The sequence below is a fragment of the Candidatus Zixiibacteriota bacterium genome (assembly GCA_018820315.1).
In the GTDB taxonomy this organism is placed as follows: Bacteria; Zixibacteria; MSB-5A5; order JAABVY01; family JAHJOQ01; genus JAHJOQ01.
The window spans coordinates 24,384-43,851 of record JAHJOQ010000073.1 but is presented as its reverse complement, the minus strand read 5'-3'; the positions used below and the strand labels follow the sequence as shown (position 1 = coordinate 43,851).

General features: G+C 51.6%; 16 protein-coding genes. 2 read left to right on the top strand and 14 right to left on the bottom strand.

The window, feature by feature from the left end; all coding sequences use genetic code 11:
• Nucleotides 1-29 precede the first annotated feature (29 nt).
• From purH to KKH67_06635, 9 genes are all read right to left on the bottom strand, one after another.
• A complete protein-coding gene (purH, locus tag KKH67_06675; GenBank protein MBU1318868.1) occupies nucleotides 30-1,613 on the bottom strand; it encodes a bifunctional phosphoribosylaminoimidazolecarboxamide formyltransferase/IMP cyclohydrolase in 1,584 nt (527 codons plus the stop codon).
• Nucleotides 1,614-1,637: 24 nt separating this feature from the next.
• Entirely contained in the window at nucleotides 1,638-2,543 is a 906-nt protein-coding gene (locus KKH67_06670) for a phosphoribosylaminoimidazolesuccinocarboxamide synthase (GenBank protein ID MBU1318867.1), read from the bottom strand.
• A 6-nt stretch (nucleotides 2,544-2,549) separates the two neighbouring features.
• Complete coding sequence (purN, locus tag KKH67_06665) at nucleotides 2,550-3,167, bottom strand: phosphoribosylglycinamide formyltransferase (GenBank protein ID MBU1318866.1); 618 nt, start codon at nucleotides 3,165-3,167, stop codon at nucleotides 2,550-2,552.
• Nucleotides 3,154-4,608, bottom strand: coding sequence for an Asp-tRNA(Asn)/Glu-tRNA(Gln) amidotransferase subunit GatB (gatB, locus tag KKH67_06660; GenBank protein MBU1318865.1), 1,455 nt, complete (start codon nucleotides 4,606-4,608; stop codon nucleotides 3,154-3,156). The genes purN and gatB overlap by 14 nt, the downstream gene beginning before the upstream one ends.
• Nucleotides 4,601-6,055 carry an Asp-tRNA(Asn)/Glu-tRNA(Gln) amidotransferase subunit GatA gene (gene gatA, locus KKH67_06655; protein ID MBU1318864.1) on the bottom strand — a complete coding sequence of 485 codons (1,455 nt, stop codon included), beginning with the start codon at nucleotides 6,053-6,055 and terminating at the stop codon, nucleotides 4,601-4,603. Before gatA ends, gatB begins: the two co-directional genes overlap by 8 nt.
• Before the next feature lie 9 nt (nucleotides 6,056-6,064).
• Nucleotides 6,065-7,390, bottom strand: coding sequence for a glutamine synthetase family protein (locus KKH67_06650; GenBank protein MBU1318863.1), 1,326 nt, complete (start codon nucleotides 7,388-7,390; stop codon nucleotides 6,065-6,067).
• A 289-nt stretch (nucleotides 7,391-7,679) separates the two neighbouring features.
• Nucleotides 7,680-8,426 carry a slipin family protein gene (locus KKH67_06645; GenBank protein ID MBU1318862.1) on the bottom strand — a complete coding sequence of 249 codons (747 nt, stop codon included), beginning with the start codon at nucleotides 8,424-8,426 and terminating at the stop codon, nucleotides 7,680-7,682.
• 15 nt (nucleotides 8,427-8,441) lie between these two features.
• Entirely contained in the window at nucleotides 8,442-9,731 is a 1,290-nt protein-coding gene (locus tag KKH67_06640; protein ID MBU1318861.1) for a nodulation protein NfeD, read from the bottom strand.
• Between the two features lie 211 nt (nucleotides 9,732-9,942).
• Entirely contained in the window at nucleotides 9,943-11,817 is a 1,875-nt protein-coding gene (locus KKH67_06635; protein ID MBU1318860.1) for a S9 family peptidase, read from the bottom strand.
• A gap of 155 nt (nucleotides 11,818-11,972) precedes the next feature.
• On the opposite strand from KKH67_06635, the gene KKH67_06630 reads away from it, so the two are divergent.
• Both KKH67_06630 and KKH67_06625 read left to right on the top strand, forming a co-directional pair.
• On the top strand, nucleotides 11,973-12,908 hold the full coding sequence (locus KKH67_06630; protein MBU1318859.1) for a ribose-phosphate pyrophosphokinase: 936 nt from the start codon (nucleotides 11,973-11,975) through the stop codon (nucleotides 12,906-12,908).
• Nucleotides 12,909-12,928: 20 nt separating this feature from the next.
• On the top strand, nucleotides 12,929-13,627 hold the full coding sequence (locus tag KKH67_06625) for a 50S ribosomal protein L25 (GenBank protein MBU1318858.1): 699 nt from the start codon (nucleotides 12,929-12,931) through the stop codon (nucleotides 13,625-13,627).
• 89 nt (nucleotides 13,628-13,716) lie between these two features.
• On the opposite strand, the gene selD is transcribed toward KKH67_06625, so the two are convergent.
• The 5 genes from selD to KKH67_06600 form a co-directional block, all read right to left on the bottom strand.
• Entirely contained in the window at nucleotides 13,717-15,921 is a 2,205-nt protein-coding gene (gene selD, locus KKH67_06620) for a selenide, water dikinase SelD (protein MBU1318857.1), read from the bottom strand.
• A gap of 31 nt (nucleotides 15,922-15,952) precedes the next feature.
• On the bottom strand, nucleotides 15,953-16,339 hold the full coding sequence (locus tag KKH67_06615; protein ID MBU1318856.1) for a DUF302 domain-containing protein: 387 nt from the start codon (nucleotides 16,337-16,339) through the stop codon (nucleotides 15,953-15,955).
• Nucleotides 16,340-16,413: 74 nt separating this feature from the next.
• Nucleotides 16,414-17,571, bottom strand: coding sequence for a cystathionine gamma-synthase (locus KKH67_06610; protein ID MBU1318855.1), 1,158 nt, complete (start codon nucleotides 17,569-17,571; stop codon nucleotides 16,414-16,416).
• Nucleotides 17,546-18,583: a cysteine synthase family protein gene (locus KKH67_06605; protein MBU1318854.1), complete on the bottom strand. Its 1,038-nt coding sequence runs from the start codon at nucleotides 18,581-18,583 to the stop codon at nucleotides 17,546-17,548. Before KKH67_06605 ends, KKH67_06610 begins: the two co-directional genes overlap by 26 nt.
• Nucleotides 18,584-18,760: 177 nt before the next feature.
• A complete protein-coding gene (locus KKH67_06600) occupies nucleotides 18,761-19,468 on the bottom strand; it encodes a sigma-70 family RNA polymerase sigma factor (protein MBU1318853.1) in 708 nt (235 codons plus the stop codon).

Sequence of the window (19,468 nt, the reverse complement as noted above, 5' to 3'; positions counted from 1 at the left end):
CAACCTAACCGCAAGGCAAAAAAGATCCGTCAGTGCTTAAAATGCCGTATTCCCGTCAAAACCATTGCCATTTTGTGTTCGTCTGCCGCCTCAATAGCTTCGTCATCGCGCTTTGATCCCCCCGGCTGGATAATCGCGACCACGCCCGCCTCGGCAGCCTTATCGATGCCGTCACGCATCGGGAAAAAGGCATCTGAAGCTAGTACAGCTCCGTTGGATCGGTCGCCCGCCTTGTAGGCAGCCATCAGTGAAGCGTCTACCCTTGAAGTCTGACCGCATCCGACTCCAACTGTCTGCTTCCCCTGGACTAACACAATCGCGTTCGATTTGATATGCTTCACTATCTGGAATCCGAACAACATAGACTCAATTTGGCCTTCATTAGGCTGGACTTTTGACACCACCTTCAGATCTTCCCGTGTAACCCTGTAATTGTCCACCGTTTGAGCCAGTAGTCCCCCCTGAAGGAACGTCTGGCGCACCTTTCCATGCTTTCCAGGCGCAATGGACGGGAGCGCGAGGAGCCTACGAGCCTTCTTCTTTCTCATCATCTCGACAGCCTCATCGCTGTATCCAGGGGCGATTATGCATTCTACGAATGGCGTCTCGTGGAGGAGCATCGCGATCTCCATATCGACAAATCGGTTGATACCGATGATCGATCCGAACGCCGACATCGGGTCAGACTCGTATGCCAGTTTGTACGCTTCGGTTGAAGTCTCCGCAACTGCTGCCCCGCATGGGTTAGTGTGTTTGACAACGCATGCAAATGGATCTTCAAAATCGAGGAGCATGCCGAGCACAGCCTCGAGATCATTGTAGTTGTTGTAAGACAGCTCTTTGCCGGCGAGTATCTGAGCATCGACCAGCGATGGTCCTGAGTGCCCCACAAGCGAGTAGATTGCTGCCTTCTGATGTGGATTCTCACCATACCGGAGACTTGTCATTCTGCTGTATTCAGGCTTAAGAGTGTCGGGGAATTCGTCGCTTTTTCCGGCATCTTCTCTACCGAAGTATGCCGCAATCATGCTGTCGTAGCGCGCCGTAAGCTTGAAAGCTCTCTTAGCGCAATTGAATCGCGTCTCATACGAAATTGACCCATCTGCGGCAGCCATCTCCTCGACTATCGGACCATACTGTGCCGGTTCAGTCACGACGACAACATCGTTGTGGTTCTTCGCTGCCGAGCGTACCATCGAGGGTCCACCGATATCAATGTTCTCGATGATTTCGTCATCGGTTGCATCGGGACGCTCTACAGTCTCCTCGAACGGGTACAGATTCACGACAACCATGTCAATAGCGCGCATATCATGCTCGCGCATCTGTTTCACATGATCGGTGTTATCCCTCTTGTAGAGAATGCCGCCATGCACCGCCGGATGCAGGGTCTTGACTCTGCCATCGAGAATCTCCGGCGCACCCGTAAACGAAGACACTGGCAGTACCTGCACACCGGCTTCCTTCAGGACACGTTTCGTACCGCCTGTCGAGATAATCTCGATGTCCATCTCGCAGAGCTTCTTCGCGAACTCGACTATTCCTGTCTTGTCCGAGACACTCAACAGCGCCCGGCGAACTCTGACAGCTTTGTTCTTCTTATCTGCTTCCATGCCTACCTCTCAATTGCAAACGGTTTACCGTCTGGTCAGAATTTCAAGTGCGCGCGTGTAGATTTCAGATGTCTTCCTGATTACATCATCAGGAAGCGCCGGACCAGGAGGCGTCTTATCCCAATGCGCACTATTCAGCCAATCACGCACATACTGCTTGTCGAAACTCCGCTGAGATCTTCCCACTTCGTACTCGTCAGCGGGCCAGAACCGCGACGAATCCGGCGAAAGCACTTCGTCGATCAGGATAAGCTCGCCAGCTTTGAATCCAAACTCGAATTTGGTGTCGGCAATTATTATCCCACGTGACCGGGCATAGTCAGAGGCTTTGGTGTAGAGATCAATCGAAACCTGGCGCAGCTTTTCGCCCACGTCTGTGCCGGTTGTACGCACCATGTCCTCAAACGAGATATTCTCATCATGTCCGCTGTCAGCCTTCGTGGATGGCGTGAAGATCGCAGCGGGGAGTTTCTGTGACTCCCTGAGGTCATCAGGAAAGGAAATCCCGTTGACCACCACTTCCCCGCTGAATGAATCATCCTGCTCGGTCATATATTCTTTAAACAGAGAGCCGGTGATATATCCTCTGACGATGCATTCTACATCGAGTCGCTGACACTTCGTGACCAGCATCGAGCGACCATCGAGCATCTGACGATACTTCTGTAGCGGCTCTGGATACTCATCGACGTTCGCAGTCACGAAGTGGTTCGGCACGACGTCTCGCAGGTAATCGAACCAGAAAACGGACATCGCGGTAAGTACTTTGCCTTTGCCGGGAATCGGAGTTGGCAGGACGACATCGAATGCCGAAAGGCGGTCGCTTGCGATGAACAGCAGCTTGTCATCGAGATCGTATATCTCCCTCACTTTGCCCCGGGCATACTTCGGATATTCAGATATCTCAAACTCCCATATCTGATCAGTCATCTTCATTTATTTCCTCTTTTCCTCTGAGATTATCTTCTCTGCAAGTGCTCTCAGCGCTTCCGGGTAGAGCTTGTGTTCGGCCTCGAGCACGCGCTTCTGCAAGTCCTCCGGCGTGTCACCCGGCAGCACTGGGACTCTCATCTGCATTACAATATCACCGTGGTCGTAAATCTCGTCAACCAAATGGGCAGTTGGTCCCGACTCGGTCTCCCCAGCCGCAATCACCGCTCCGTGCACCCGCATGCCATACATACCCTTGCCGCCGAATTTGGGGAGCAGTGCCGGGTGTATGTTAAGGATACGATCCCTGAAATGCCGAATAACTTTCGCCGGGATCAGCTTCATGTAACCCGCAAGACAGATGACATCGATTCGATGAGCTTCGAGAGCATCCATGATTGCATTGGAGAATTCATCGCTTGATTCGAAGTCTTTTCGCCGGATGACTCCAGTCGGTATCGAATGCTTCCGAGCACGCTCTAAACCGTATGCATCCTCATTGCTCGACAATACGAAGGCGATCTCAGCCGGAAAGCCTTCAGCCTGACTGCTATCGATCAGGGACTGGAGGTTCGTTCCCCCTCCCGAGATGAAGACGGCCACCCGTATTTTACCTCTCATCAAGTCTCCTCTTGAGCAATCTGTTCGCAATATCCGGATTTGCCCGTCCATTTGTTGCTTTCATTATCTCGCCAATGAGGAAGCTGAATATCTGCTTCCTGCCTCCGCGGTAGGCTTCGACATTCTCACGGCTGCATGCAAGCAACTCAGTGATCACGGCATCAAGCATATCCTCATCATTAATCTGCCGCAGACCTTCCCTGTTTATGATGACCAACGGCGATTCGCCCGTCTCCGCCATCTGCCGAAATACATCCTTTGCGATCTTGCCGGAAATCAGACCATCATCAACAGCCTTCAGCAACTCACCGACCTGAGCCGGAGACACCGGGAACTTGTCGATACCGATCCCCAAATCCTTCAGGACTCCGAGCACCTCGGTCATGGTCCAGTTTGAGACCTTCTTCGGGTCGGGGAAGAACCGCATCGCCTCAGTAACATAATTAGCTAACTCGCGGCTCATTGTCAATACTTCTGCGTCATATCGGGGGAGTGAATATTCGCTCATGAACCTGATATACGTCTCGTGCGGCAGTTCCGGGAGCGAATCTGCAACGGCCGAAACCCACTCATCGGAGATAGCGAGATCGACAAGGTCCGGTTCCCGGAAATAGCGATAATCGTGTGATTCCTCCTTGGAACGCATGGAAACACTGATATTTCGGTCCTCATCCCAAAGCCTCGTCTCCTGAACCACACTGCCGCCTAATTCCAAGATTTCTATCTGGCGGTCTATCTCATACTTAAGTCCCCGCTCGACGCCCCTGAATGAATTGAGGTTTTTCAACTCCGTTCTCGTCCCGTACTCATCAATGTCTCTCAACCGGACAGAGACATTAGCATCGCACCTCAGAGCACCTTTTTCCATATCGCCCGAGCAGATTCCAAGATACTGGACTATTTGTCTGAGTCGTGAAAGATACGCGTACGCCTCCTCCGGACTGCGAATTCCCGGCTTCGATACGATCTCAAGCAGCGGCACACCGCAGCGATTCATATCGATCAGGGACATAGCATCGCCGGAAACCTCGGTTGGATGGACAGACTTACCGGCATCCTCTTCCAAATGAATCCGGGTCAAGCCGATACGATGCGTCTCGCCATCGAGATCGAACACTATCGCTCCACCCACTCCGATAGGCTCGTCAAACTGCGAAATCTGATAGCCTTTGGGAAGATCCGGATAGAAGTAGTTCTTTCGTGCAAAGACTGACCTGGCGCTGATCTGTCCTCCGCAGGCGAGTATCATCTTGATAGCAGAATCCACAGCAGCCTCGTTGAGTACTGGCAATGCGCCCGGAAGCCCGAGGCAGACGGGACAAACCTGTGTGTTGGCAGGTGAACCGTAAGCAGACGCACAGCCGCAGAACAACTTCGATCTGGTTTCGAGCTGAGCATGTACCTCGAGACCAATCACAGATTCGTATCGATGCACTTCAGTCATCCTCACCCGCCCGAAAATCGAGCGCCGACTCAAGTCGGTGCGCTAATCTGAAAAGATTCATCTCGTCGAAATGCTTTCCGATTACCTGAACACCGATTGGGAGGCCGAACGCTCCATGACCGCACGGTATTGACATCGCACATGTCCCGGTGAGATTTGCTATCACTGTGTAGACGTCTGCGAGGTACATTGACAGGGGATTGTCAATCTTCTCGCCAAGCCTGATCCCCGCTGTAGGCGATGTCGGAGTGACTATGACATCTGCTTTGTCAAATGCATGCATAATATCACGCCTAATGATCTCCCTCACCTGCATTGCCTTCTGATAGTATTCTTCGTAGTAACCTGACGACAACACATACGTACCGAGCATGATTCTCCGCTTGACCTCGTCACCAAAACCCTCGGATCTCGTGTTCGAATACATCTCCTGCATAGCGGCCGCACGCGGGGACCTCTGTCCGAACTGCACACCGTCGTATCTGGCCAGGTTGGATGAAGCCTCTGCGGTCGCAATCACGTAGTATGCCGCAATCGCTTTGTCGAGGATTGGCATCGACAAATCCACAATCTCACAGCCGATTGACTTCGCCGTTTCGAGAGCGCTGCCAACTGCTCTGCCGACATCATCATCAAGCCCTTCTCCGAAGTATTCTCTCGGAACGCCGATCCGCACCGGCTTGAATTGATCGATGGCGGACATCAAGTTGGTTGTATCGTTGTCAACAGATGTCGAGTCTCGTCGATCGCGCCCTGCAATTGCAGCGTACAGCATTGCAGTATCTCTGACATTTCTCGCGAATGGACCGATTTGATCGAAAGAAGATGCATAGGCGATGAGGCCGTAGCGCGATACAGCGCCGTATGTCGGCTTAAGGCCGACGATCCCTGTCAACGAGGCTGGCTGGCGAATCGAACCGCCTGTATCTGACCCGAGCGCTACCGCCACATGAAAGGAAGCAACCGCAGAAGCGGAGCCCCCCGATGATCCGCCGGGTGAATACTCTGAATTCAGGGGATTCTTTGCCGATCCGAAGTAACTGCTCTCGGTGGTAGAGCCCATCGCGAACTCATCGAGATTCGTCTTTCCTATAATCAGTGCTCCCGCATCAATTAGCTTTTCGACCACTGTGGCATTGTATGGCGGCCTGAAATCGGCGAGAATGCGCGAAGCGCAAGTTGTGGGGTATCCTTCGAGACAGATGTTATCTTTGACAGCCACCGGAACACCGGCAAGGCTGCCGAGGGATTCGCGTTTCTCCAGGCGAGATTTCACTTCTTCCGCAGACCTGAGGGCTAGGTATGGCGTTAACGCAATGAAACTATTAAGGTTAGCCTGCGAGCGCTGTGCAGAATCCGAGAAGATTTCGGCAGTTTCGATCGGATCAAGCTCGCCGCAAACCGTCCTCCGGTGGATTTCCTCAGCCGAGGCACGCTGGATATTCATCCAGTGAGTTTACAGCATTGGCAGATATTTGTCAAGTTCGTACCGGGAAACGTGTACCCGGTAGCTGTCCCATTCCACTTGCTTGTTGGCAATCAATGAGCCGAAAATGTGCTCCCCAAGAGTCTCGCGCACGAGCTTAGAGTTTTCAGTCTCCCTGATCGCATTTTCGAGACTATTCGGCAGCACGTCTATTTCTCTCTTCTTGAAGTCGCCCGGCTCTACATGAAAGATGTTGTCTTCAACCGGTGCCGGAATCGCGTACTTCTCGTTGATGCCCTTAAGTCCCGCAGCCAGCATAACCGAAAACGCAAGATATGGATTGCACGCAGGATCGGCAGATCGAAGTTCGATTCTTGTCGCCTTCTCTTTGCCGACCCGATACATTGGCACTCTTACCAGCGACGATCTGTTACGCCGCCCCCACGACACATAACACGGAGCTTCGAATCCCGGAACGAGTCGCTTGTATGAGTTAACCCACTGATTCGTTATGAGAGTGAATTCTTTTACATGCTTGAGCAAGCCGGCGATATAGTGCTTTGCCTCAGCCGACAGATTGTACTCGTTCTCCTGCGAGAAAAAGATGTTCTTATCGCCTTTGAAAAGCGACTGGTGAACATGCATGCCGCTACCGTTCTGACCCAGTATCGGCTTTGGCATAAACGTTGCATAATAACCTGCGTGCTGGGCGACCTCTTTGACGATCAGGCGATATATCTGGACACAGTCTGCCATGCGAAGCGCAGACTGATATTGCAGATCGATTTCGTGCTGGCTGTGCGCAACTTCGTGGTGGGAACATTCGACAGGAACACCCATCAGCTCAAGAAAATTCACGGTCTTCTTCCTAAGACGAACGCCCTCATCGACAGTAGAGAAATCGAAGTAGCCACCCTTGTCCATTGTCTCGGGATTCTCGCTGTTCTTGAAATAGAAGTACTCCAACTCCGGACCAGTGTAGAAAGTCAGCCCCTGCTCTGTTGCAGCTTCCAAATTCCGCCGCAGACAGTAGCGAGGATCACCATCGTAGGGAGTCCCGTCGGGGTTCTTGATGTCGCAGAACATCATTGCTACTTTTTCGCCACCGAGATCCCACGGGAAGATCGTAAACGTATCAAGGTCGGGCCAGGCCATGAGGTCAGATTCCTCGATGCGGACAAAGCCCTCGATAGACGAACCATCGAAACCCTGGCCGCTTTCGAGAACGTTTTCTATCTCACTTAATGTAATAGACATGCCCTTCAACTGACCAAGGATGTCGGTAAACCAGAGGCGAATGTATTTCACGCCGTTGTCTCGGATCTTCCTCAGGATATCTTCATTCGTCAGCGACATACAAGAAACTCCTTTCAAAATGCAAAGATCACGAATACTATCTTGATATCGGCTCTGTCAACATAAATCTGGAACCAAATATATCCATGATAGTGAGTTGTCTGCAGCCCCTGAAGACTCACAATCCACAAGTCTGTTGAGACAGTTCCCAACCAATGACTCGCGTAACACGGCCATTTGCCAAGAGTTCCCGGCAGCTGAGGCAAAGACTGGCGATCGCTGTTCACTGCGCTCAGCATGTCAGAACCTGGAGATGCCGTACTGAAATAGCAGCGGCTATCTTAGGACTCTAATCTCGCTTAAGCATGCCGCCCAGCATCTCAATCGGGAGCGGGAAAATCAGCGTAGAGTTCCTCTCGCTCGAAATCTCCGTCAGGGTCTGCAAATACCTCAACTGCAACGCACCCTGCTGCGTGGAGATGATGCCAGCCGCATCTGCAAGCTTCTGGGCCGCCTGAAATTCACCCTCAGCATGGATGACTTTGGCTCTTCTCTCACGCTCTGCCTCAGCCTGACGAGCGATTGCACGTTGCATCTCGAGTGGCAGATCGACATTCTTAACCTCAACAACAGACACCTTGATACCCCATGGCTCGGTCTGTTCATCGATGATGTGCTGCAGCTTCTGATTGATATCCTCGCGTTTCGACAGGAGATCGTCCAGCTCGACTTCGCCCAATACCGACCGAAGCGTCGTCTGTGCTATCTGTGAAGTAGCATAGAGAAAATCCTCGACTGCGATGATAGCCTTGTTTGCATCCATTACGGAGAAATAGATCACAGCGTTGACTTTTACCGTCACGTTGTCCTTGGTTATCACATCCTGTGGCGGAACATCCATTGTGACAGTTCTCAACGACACCCTCACCATCTTATCGACGATCGGTATCAGAAGAATCAGCCCGGGTCCCTTGGTTCCGATCACACGACCGAGCCTGAAGACCACTCCGCGTTCATACTCTTTTAGTATTCTTACCGCATTGGCAAGTATGAACAGAGCGAGTACGACGATTGTTATTCCATATGTCGAAATCATTCGATCCCTCCTTCTTTATGCTTTCCTTTTGACCTTAACGATCAGACCGTCCACGCTGACGACCTCTACCTTGGTTCCGACTTCAAGCGGCTCATCGCTGACAGCTTTCCACAGGGCACCGGAGACATAGACCAATCCCTCTGCATCTATCCTCTCCTTGACTTCTGCCGTCAGACCGATGAGTCCTTCTCCTCCGGTCGTTACCTGCCTTCGGTGCGCCTTAAATACATACCGAATTGCAATCATGAAGAATGCAGCAGTGACGGCTACGACAGAGAATATCACTCCTTTCGAGACTTCCATATACGGGCCCGGAGAATCTATCAGGAATAATCCTCCGAGAGCCAGCGAGACAACACCACCAATCGAGAGAATCCCATACGATGGGACTTTTATCTCAAGCAGGAAGAGTATGATAGCAAAGATAATCAGCGCAATGCCGGAGTAGTTGATCGGAAGTGTCTGGAATGAGAAGAATGCCAGAATGATGCAGATGCCCCCCACAACACCCGGTACGATCGCGCCTGGATTGTACAGCTCCATGACAAGGCCGAGCGATCCGAGAGTGAAGAGAATGAAAGCTATATTAGGATCAGATATCACTTCAAGTATCCTCTCCGAGAAGCTCTTCTCCACTTTGACCGTCACAGCCGCTTTCGTAGACAATGTCACGGTATCTCCACTGTGCAGGGCAACTTCCATTCCATCAACTTTGAACAACAGTTCAGAGATATCCTCCGCGAGCAGGTCGACAACATTCGAGTCCAGCGCAACGCTTGCCGTGATGGATTCACCGTCCCTGATTGCTCTCTCAATCCACTCCTGATTGCGCCCTCGCTTCTCGGCGATGGATTGAAGATTGGCCACGGCATCATTCGTCACCTTCTTCGCCAACGTCGAGTCCATCTCTCCTTCCATCTGGATCGGTGTCGCTGCTCCAATGTTGGTGCCGGATGACATTGCCGCTATATGCGCAGAATACGTGATGAACACACCCGCTGAACCAGCCCTCGCCCCGGGCGGCCAGACATAGACGATCACCGGCACATCGGCGCTCAATATGGCAGTTGTGATCTTCCAGGTCGAGTTGGTTAGCCCTCCGGGCGTGTTGAGGCGAATCACCAGCGCCTCAGAACCTGAATCCTCAGCCACCTTGATAGCTTTCTTAATCATCTTCACCGCAATCGGTCCGATGGCACCATCGATATCAAGGACGGTGACCTCCTTGGCCTTCGGGGGAAGAGGGAACACCGACGCGGCGAGAATCAGAAATACCAAGGCTAACGCCAGCGTCCTACCTATCATCAAACACCTCCCTGCATTCTTGTATACGAGTCGACCTACTAAACATATTGCAATCTTACCTTCTCTCTGTCAACAAAAGTATTGCGCCCACTGCTCTATACGATTCTGCAGCCCCAGCTGTTCCTCTATCAAATACATCCGAAAACAGAGAAAATCCACAAGAAAAGGGCGGGATCGCTCCCACCCTCAAACTCGGCTCATGCCGGATCGGCTATTTCGACTTCAGGTACTTATCAAAGAAATCGACCATCTGTCTATAGTAATCCAATCGATTCGAAAGCTTTGAAATGCCATGCCCTTCGTCGGGATAGATCAGACTGACGACTTCCGCTCCCCTGGCCTGCATCGCGTCGATTATTTGTCTCGCCTCACCGACCGGCACTCTCGGATCGTTTTCGCCATGCACAACCATCAGAGCAGCTTTTACTTTATCCATCTTATGAATAGGACTGATCGACGAGAGGAAAGCCGAATCCGACAAAGGACCATACTCTGACTCTCGCATTGCTCTGCGGTAATCTCTCGTATTCTGAAGGAAGGTCACAAAATTCACGATCCCGACATTATCGATGCCTGCTCGGTATAGACTCGGATATTCGGTGAGCGACGCCATCACGACATAGCCTCCGTACGAGCCACCCTTGATGCCGAGCATGCTCTCTCTGGTATAGCCGTTCTTGATCAGCCATTTGGCCGCCCAGGCATAGTCCTTGATAGAATTCAGGCGCTTCTTGTAATCATCCATCGCCATATAATCCCGACCGTATCCCGAGGATCCGCGAGGATTGACCGCAAGAATGCCATAGCCGTTAAGGAGGAGATATTGGAAATGTCGGGCAAAACTCGGTCGATACTGTCCCTCAGGGCCGCCGTGGGCATCGATGATAAACGGAATCTCGCCACCCTTGTAACCCGCGGGCAGGAAGATAAATGCCGGTACTTCAAGCCCGTCGAATGACTCGTAGTGGATGAGTTCGGGGTCGGTGAAGAGGCTTGGGTCGATCCCGGCATAGGTTGAATACGTGATCCGCTTCAAGGTCTGCGTTTCCCAATCCCAGAGCCACAAATCGGGCGCCATGGTCGGAGAATTGAATGAGAAGAGAAGGCTCTTCACCTCAGACATCCAACCGTCGCCGAACATGCCTTCCAGTGGAGGTGTGGGGAGCATCGTGCCGGTCTTGATATCTTTGATATAAGGTTTTGAATAACCCTCGTCATTTACACGCCACGCCAGGTAGCGGCCATCGTCAGAAAGCAGGCAACCTTCGTTCTCCCATTTGGAGTTATCTTCAAGGAACTCTATCTCCAGAGAAGCAATGTCCATTTTGGCGAGTCTTGCGATTCCATCTTCATTGGCATTTGTAACGATATAGGCCGTTGTGCCATCGGGAGTCAGCGAAAACGATTCGCACATCGCATCGCCTTCATGCGGGGTCAGAAGTCTCTCTTCGCTGGTCGCAAGATCATAGAGATAGTAATTGTTATCAACATTTGATGTATAGGTGTAAGTCAGGAGATATTTGCCGTCCCGGCTCAGACCTGCTGGACCATTATATCCAGTCTTGTCCTGAACCAGGATCTCCTCACCATCCAGAATATTCATCTTCCAGACCTGAAAATCCGTACCATTTGTTTTGTTTGAGCGGAAATAGATGGTACTGCCATCCCGTGTCCAGATCGGAGCTCCGTACCTGACTTCAGGACTATCTGTGAGCTTCTTAATCCTGCCGGTCATCACGTCAAGAAGGTAGAGTTGGGCATCCTCATTACCTCCAACCGACGCTCCTACAACAGCATACTTGAAGTCGTACGATGGAGAATAGAAATCGATCCCGTCCTTGAATGTTGTCAATTGGTACGGCCAGCCTTCCGGTGTGAGCCTGAAGAGCTGATTCGCATCAGTAAACGAGGTCATAAACAGTATAATCTTCCCATCCGGAGATATGCTGCCGTCCGATGACCATCCTATCTGCATAAACGTCTCAATGTCCGGAATGAATGCTGAATCAGACTGGAAAAGATCCATGCAGTAAGAATTTGCCGATAGCATTAGGGTGATCATCAGGGTGACGCTAAATTTCCTCAAACCGACCTCCTGTTGTTAGATTTCTTCTGTTCTGATATTAACTTACGCCGCCATGCCTGTCAAGGGTAATGAAGGCGATTTTTCTGTTGCGTTTCACCGCATTTTCGGTATATTTGTGGGCTAAATTACTGATTACGCTGGAGTGTGGTTTTACTATGCCGGGACCCATAAAACTGATTGCAGGTCGATCCAACAAGCCTTTGGCTGAGAAAATCGCCGGTTATCTGGGCATTTCTCTGACAAGTACAGAAACGACCAATTTTATGGACGGCGAGTTTCGCGTCCAGGTTAACGAGAACATTCGCGGTCACGATGTCTTCATTATCCAGGGAACCAATCCCCCGGCGGAGAACCTCCTTGAATTACTCATGCTTATTGAGACAGCCCGCAGGGCTTCGGCGGATAAAGTGACGGCGGTCGTCCCATATTACGGTTACGGTCGGCAGGACAGGAAAGACCGTCCAAGAGTCGGCATTACGGCCAAGCTCGTCGCAAATGTGATCTCTGTTGCCGGCGCCGACCGGATCGTGACGCTCGATCTTCATGCACCCCAACTCCAGGGGTTCTTCGATATACCATCTGACCATTTGTTCGCAAATCCGGTCTTTCTCAATGAATTCAGGAGCCGCAGGTTCGACAATCTCGTCATGCTCGCTCCCGATATCGGATCTGTCAAGATGGTCAGAGCATTCGCGAATTCACTGCATTGCGGTCTTGCGATAGTCGACAAGAGACGGCCTGATTATAACAAGTCAGAAGTTCTGAACATCATTGGTGAAGTCGAGGGCAAGACGGTGATAATCAGAGATGACATGTGCGACACCGCTGGAACACTTACCGATGCCGCCCGAGGGGTCATCAGCCGGGGCGCTTCGGAAGTATATGCCTGCTGCACGCATGGTCTCTTCTCAGGCGACGCCATCGATAAAATAGAGAATTCTCCGATCAAGGAGCTTTGGGTTACCGATAGCCTGGATCAGGACAAGAGCAAGGATTGTTCTAAGATCAGGGTTATGTCCACGGCGCAGCTCTTCGGCGAGGCAATCAGACGAATTTCCAATAGAGAATCTATTTCAATACTCTTCGATTAATAATGCAAAGGAGCCAATAAGTGGAAACGAGAACATTAACCGCGGTACCGCGCGCTGACGCTGGCAAAGGCGTTGCCCGAAAGCTACGCGAGCAGGGCATGCTACCAGCCGTCGTCTATGGTCCCGACCTTGATGCGATCCCTATAGCGATTAGTCTGCGCGATCTGGCCGCCCTCTTTAGAAAGTCCGAATCGGATAATATTCTGATCGATCTGACTATAGAGGGAAAAACCAGTGAGCCTTACAAAGTCTTGATTAGAGAAGTCCAGCGCGGACCGATTCAGAGCAAAATGCTCCATGTTGACTTCCAGCAGATTTCTCTCACCAAGAAAATCACCGTCAGCGTTCCCATTCATCTAAAAGGAATTCCGGACGGCGTGAAGACCATGGGAGGAATCCTCGAGTTCACCCGGAGACAGATCGATGTTGCCTGCTTGCCGACCGATATGAGAGATTTCATCGAGATCGACGTCTCTGAAATGGCAATCGGTGACTCTGTTCATGCCAGAGACCTTGACCTATCAGGGCTGGAGCTCGTCACTAATGAGAGTCAAGTCATAGTGACCGTGGCCGCCCCGACTGTTGCAAAGGTGGCCGGGACTGCCGGAGAGGCTGCTGAAGGCGAAGTGGCCGAAGGTGCTGAGGGTGAAGGCGCCGGTGAAGGTGAAGGCGAAGAGAAGAAGGAGCCTGAGGTCATCACCGAAAAGAAGAAGGAATAGTCAGACGAGCAGACACTATCGCTCGGTTCTTGACCTGCAAATAGAAAAGCCGGGACTCTGTCCCGGCTTTCTCATTCCAATATCTTGTACTATTTGACGAAAATCTTCCCCGCGCCGGTTCCGGTAACTTTTCCAATGATAGCCGCGTATTTCACTTCGGCATCCTGAAGCGCCCGGACTGCCTGTGGAGCATCAGCACTATCCAGCGCAATCAGGAGGCCGCCGGAAGTCTGGGCGTCGCAGATAAGAGTCCGCGCGATGCGGTCGACCGAGTCATCCCACTCGATCTTTCCCTCCATAAATTCCATATTCGAAACAGTGCCTCCCGGAATCGCACCAGCCACAGCCGCTTCGCGCGCGCCGCCTATCACCGGAATGACTGAAGAATCGAGTTCAACTTCTACCCCGCTGGCGCGAGTCATTTCATGAAGATGTCCCGCTAATCCGAAACCAGTCACATCGGTACACGCATGAACGGAGTAGTCCGCAAGAATATCTGCAGCGCCTTTGTTAAGCGTAGACATGTGCAGCACAATTTCATCCATGCTGGGCTGATCGATCATCCCCTGCTTAGCGGCTGTGCTCAGTATGCCGATGCCAATCGGTTTGGTCAGGATGATGCTATCACCGGGGCGTGCACCTCTGTTCATCCAGATTTTCGACGGGTGCACACTGCCAGTAACGGCCAGGCCATATTGGGGTTCGGTGTCATCAACTGTATGACCGCCGATGATGCATATCCCCGCCTCCTTCGCCTTGTCATGCGCACCTCGCAGTATCTCTTCGAGGACAAACTGTGGTAGGCGATTCGATGGGAAGCCTACTATGGACAGGGCAAACAGAGGCTTCGCACCCATTGCATATATATCGCTGAGCGAATTGGCTGCAGCCACCTGACCGAAATCGTATGGATCGTCCACGACCGGAGTGAAGAAATCGACCGTCTGCACGATAGCCAGATCATCGCTGATTAGATACACTGCGGCGTCATCGGCGTTCTCTGTCCCGACCAGGACATTCTTGTCATCCGGGATCGGCAGTTTGCTCAAGACTGATTCAAGCACCTGTGGTCTCAGCTTGCACGCACATCCAAGTCCGTGTGTATATCGGGTTAGCTTATACTCCCCTTGCTTCGCAGATGTGCCATCACTCCCGCTAGCGCCAGACAAAAGTCCACTCACAACTCGGCTCAGCTCCTCGAAAGCCTTCTCGATGTCGTTGTCGGTAGTAAATCTGCCGGTTGAAATCCGCAATGTCCCCATGGCAATATCCTCAGGGATACCCATCGCTTCAAGCACGTGTGATATATCAACAGATTCCGTATGGCAAGCCGCTCCGGCAGATATTGCAACACCGGCAGCCTCAGAAATGATTATGTTTGCTTCGATTCTGGGGAAGCTGACGCTGAGGGTATTCGGCAGTCGCTTCTCAAGATGACCGTTAATCTTCATCGAAGGGAACCCGGCAAGCAGAAGCTCCTGCATCCGATCACGTGTTCGGCGCATACTTGAGGCATAGCTATCGAAATTCTCGTGTGCAAGTTCGGATGCCTTGCCTAAACCGACTATCTCGAGCACATTCTCGGTGCCTGCACGTCGATTTGATTCATGATCGGCGCCGAACATAAATTTCTCGATTTCGATTCCGCGACGGACATACAGCGCGCCGATCCCCTTCGGTGCGTATAGCTTGTGCCCCGCTATGCTGAGCATATCGACTCCGAGATCGTTAACACGCGTCGCAATCTTGCCGACAGCCTGAGCAGCATCGGTGTGAAAACCGATTTGACGGTCGGTGAGAATCTCTGCTATTTCAGCAATCGGCTGGATTGTTCCTACCTCATTGTTTGCCAACATGATCGTCACGAGAATGGTGTCGGCGCGAATCGCATCGTCCACTGCCGAGGGATTCACCATACCGAATTCATCGACTGGGAGGCGCGTTATGTCGAAACAGTGCTTCTCGAGGTAGCTGCAGACTTCAAGCACCGCCGGATGTTCGATCTGAGACGTGATTATGTGCTGTCCTCGATGCCTGTTCGCAAAGGCATATCCCCGGATTGCGTAGTTGTTCGATTCGGTGCCGCCACTTGTGAATATCACTTCATCGGAATCACAACCGAGAAGAGAGGCGATCTGCAAGCGCGCAATCTCTACCGCCGCGCGTGTGCGATATCCATAGTAATGCCCGCTTGACGGGTTGCCGAAATCATCCCGGAGAAACGGCAGCATGGCGTCGGCAACACCGGGATCGATCGGAGTCGTGGCGTTATAATCTAAGTAAACTGGTTTCATGAGGCTCCGCCGGATCAGACAACAGTTATTATCAAATCTTGTCCAGTACTCTTCTTAGGCGATCGTTGGCTTCTTTAGCAACGCCTGACAGGCTCTCATTACCAATGAACCCGAGCGCCATCAGCGGATCCATGAATGATACAACAGCCTTGCCGCTGTCATCTTCATACACTATCACATTGCACGGAAGCAGAGCGCCGATCTCAATCTCGGCTTGAAATGCCTGATATGCAAGCTTCGGATTGCATGCACCCAAGATCTTGTACTTCCGAAATCCGACATCAAGTTTCTTCTTCATCGTCTCTTTGACATCGATCTCGGTGAGCACTCCGAAACCCTCTTCCTTGAGGAGATCAGGCAGCTTTGCAAGCGCCTCGTCGTAAGTCATCTTCGTCAGCTTACCGAATGTGTATTTCATCTTTTCCATATAACCTCCAGTTAATTCGATACCACTATCCCAAGCCATTCTTATAGTAGAGCCTTACCATAGCGCTACAGATTAGCCAACGCGTCGTCAAGATCAGCTATCAGGTCGTCGACATACTCGATGCCGACCGAAATCCTGATGAGACTGTCTGAGAGCCCTTTCTCGTGCCGCACTTCAGCCGGAATAGACGCATGCGTCATCAGACCGGGATGCTCGATCAGGGATTCGACACCTCCCAGCGATTCGGCCAGCGCAAACAGCTTAACATTTTCGAGAAACTTGACTGCGTCCGCCTGCGAACCGTCGATCTCAAACGAGATGAGCCCGCCAAAGCCGGTCATTTGCTTCTTAGCAATCTCATGCCCCGGATGCGACTTCAATCCCGGATATATGACTTTCCTGACTTTAGGATGCGCCTCCAGCCAGTTCGCGATTTGACCGGCATTCTGTGCGTGCCGCTCCATGCGCACAGCAAGCGTCTTCACGCCCCGCAGTACCAGCCAGCAGTCGAACGGTCCCGGAATTGCTCCGACGGCATTCTGGCAGAACTTCAGACGGTCATAGAGTTTGTCACTCGATGTCATCAGCGCTCCACCGACCGTATCCGCATGCCCACCGAGGAATTTTGTGACCGAATGCATCACAATATCAATGCCGTAATCAAGAGGCTTCTGGAAGTATGGGGTCGCAAAAGTGTTATCTACACAGGAAATGAGATTGTGCTTTCGGCAAATTTCGGCTACACCTTTGAGGTCGGTGATTTTCAGCAGCGGGTTAGTGGGGGTCTCAACCCAGACCATCTTTGTTTCAGGCTTTATTGCGCTCTCTATTTCAGAGAGATTCGATATATTCACATAATCGTACTTCAGGCCGTAGTCACGAAATACATGTTCGAAGATCCGATACGTGCCACCATAGACATCATCCGATGACACGATATGATCGCCCGCTTTCAGGAGATTCATGATCGTCGAGATCGTGCTCATCCCGGAAGCAAACGACAGTCCGTACTTTGCGTTTTCGAGTGACGCAAGGCACTCCTGCAGCGCTGTGCGGGTCGGATTGTCAGTGCGGGAATACTCATAGCCCTTGTGTCCTCCGACACCCTCCTGAACATATGTCGATGTCTGGAATATCGGTGTTGTTATTGCGCCTGTGGATGGATCCGGAGATTGTCCGGCGTGAATGGCTCGTGTTTCAAACCTTGTTTTGTCTTTGCTCATATCGAGATCCTTCTTGTGCGTCGCCAGAAATGTTGTCGTTGTCGAGAAATCCGTTTTCGCGCATCCATTCATCCGAGAACATCTTCGACAGATACCTGTCGCCAGAGTCGGGGAACAGTGTCACTACCATCCTGCCTCTGCCCGCTTCTTCAGCAACCTTGAGAGCAGCAACCATCGCGGCGCCGGATGATCCTCCCGCATAGATACCCTCTTCCGTCATCAGACGCCTCGCCATCAGGAATGACTCTTTGTCTTTGACCTGAATGATATCGTCTACTACATCAAAATCCATCGCCTTGACAAGCATATCCTCGCCGATGCCTTCAAGCTTGTAAACATGAGGCTCTATCAGCTTGCCCGTCTTGAAATAGTCGTAAAACACCGACCCTTCAGGATCGACAGCTATGATTTTGATATTGGGGTTTTGCTCCTTGAGGAACCTCCCGATTCCAGAGACTGTCCCTCCGGTTCCGATTCCACCAACGAAATAATCGAGCTTGCCCTCGGTCTGCTCCCAAATTTCCGGCCCGGTGGTGTTGTAGTGAGCTTCGATATTTTTCGGGTTGTGGTATTGATCGAGATAGAATGAATTGGGAGTCTCTTTTGCAATTCGCTTTGCAATCTCGTAGTATGACTCCGGCGAATCTGGTGGAACATCTGTCCGAGTGACAATAACCTCGGCGCCGTATGCCCTCAGCCTGTCTATCTTCTCGCGTGACATTTTGTCGGGAATGGTCAGTATCGCCTTGTAGCCCTTAACCGCCGCGACCATCGCCACACCGACACCCGTGTTTCCCGACGTATTCTCGACAATTGTTCCGCCCGGTTTGAGCAGCCCGCGTTTCTCGGCGTCGTCGATGACATAGAGCGCCATCCTGTCTTTGACAGAGCCACCGGGATTCATATATTCCGCCTTTGCGTACAAATCAGCCCATCCATCCGGGACCAGATTGTTGATCCGCATCATCGGAGTTCCACCTATTGCTTCAAGAATCGAATTGACAGCCTTCATGATATTCCCCATCCACAAGTAATCAATATTGAGCCACGTTGGACAATATAACAATTAATGACCGTACAGACAAAAAGTTCCTGTGGTGTCGGGGCACAATTCGTTCAGCGGAGCTAAGACGAGCCATACTAGTGCACACAGTAGCTGTGCTGCTTTGATTTCACAGTGAGCGGACCATCAATTTCTAATGAGGCTGTTCACCATCTCGCTTCCGAACGTTCGAAGAGAATACTGCCCTTTTAATTCACGTCTCAACCTAAGTCTTGCCCGGTGGATATACCAACGCACGGTCGCTTCCGGCATGTTGAGTATCTCAGCCACCTCGCTCACCTCGTGCCCCTCCATATCTTTCAGAATAAAGGCCGCTCGCTGCTTCGCATTCAGTCGATCAGCGGCTTTCAGAATCGCGAAGCGGAGATGCTTCATCTGATAGACCTGAGCCGGAGATGCATCGAGGTTTTCCAGCGAGTCTGCGTAATTGTCGAGATGTTCATGATTGTGACGTCTGTGCTTGCGAATATAGTCGATCGACGCATTCACTGTAATTCTGTAAAGCCATGTCGAGAACCTCTTGGAGGGATCGTAGCTGTTGATATTATCGGCGGTCTTGACAAACACCAATTGACTAACATCCTTGGCGTCGTCATAATCGTTTACCATCCGATAGGCGATGTTGGCGACCTGAGATTGATAACGATTCACAAGCTCTCCGAACGCCCGGTTGTCTCCAGCCTTGACGAGTCCGATCAGGTGCAAGGTCTCCTCTTCACTGTTATCCTTCGTGTTCCGTGCGCCATTTGTCGGGGTCTGACCCTGCTTTGCCGAACCCTGTTCGGAGATCGCAGCAGTCCTCCCAGCTTCCGATTCTGGCGCATTCCTATTCAT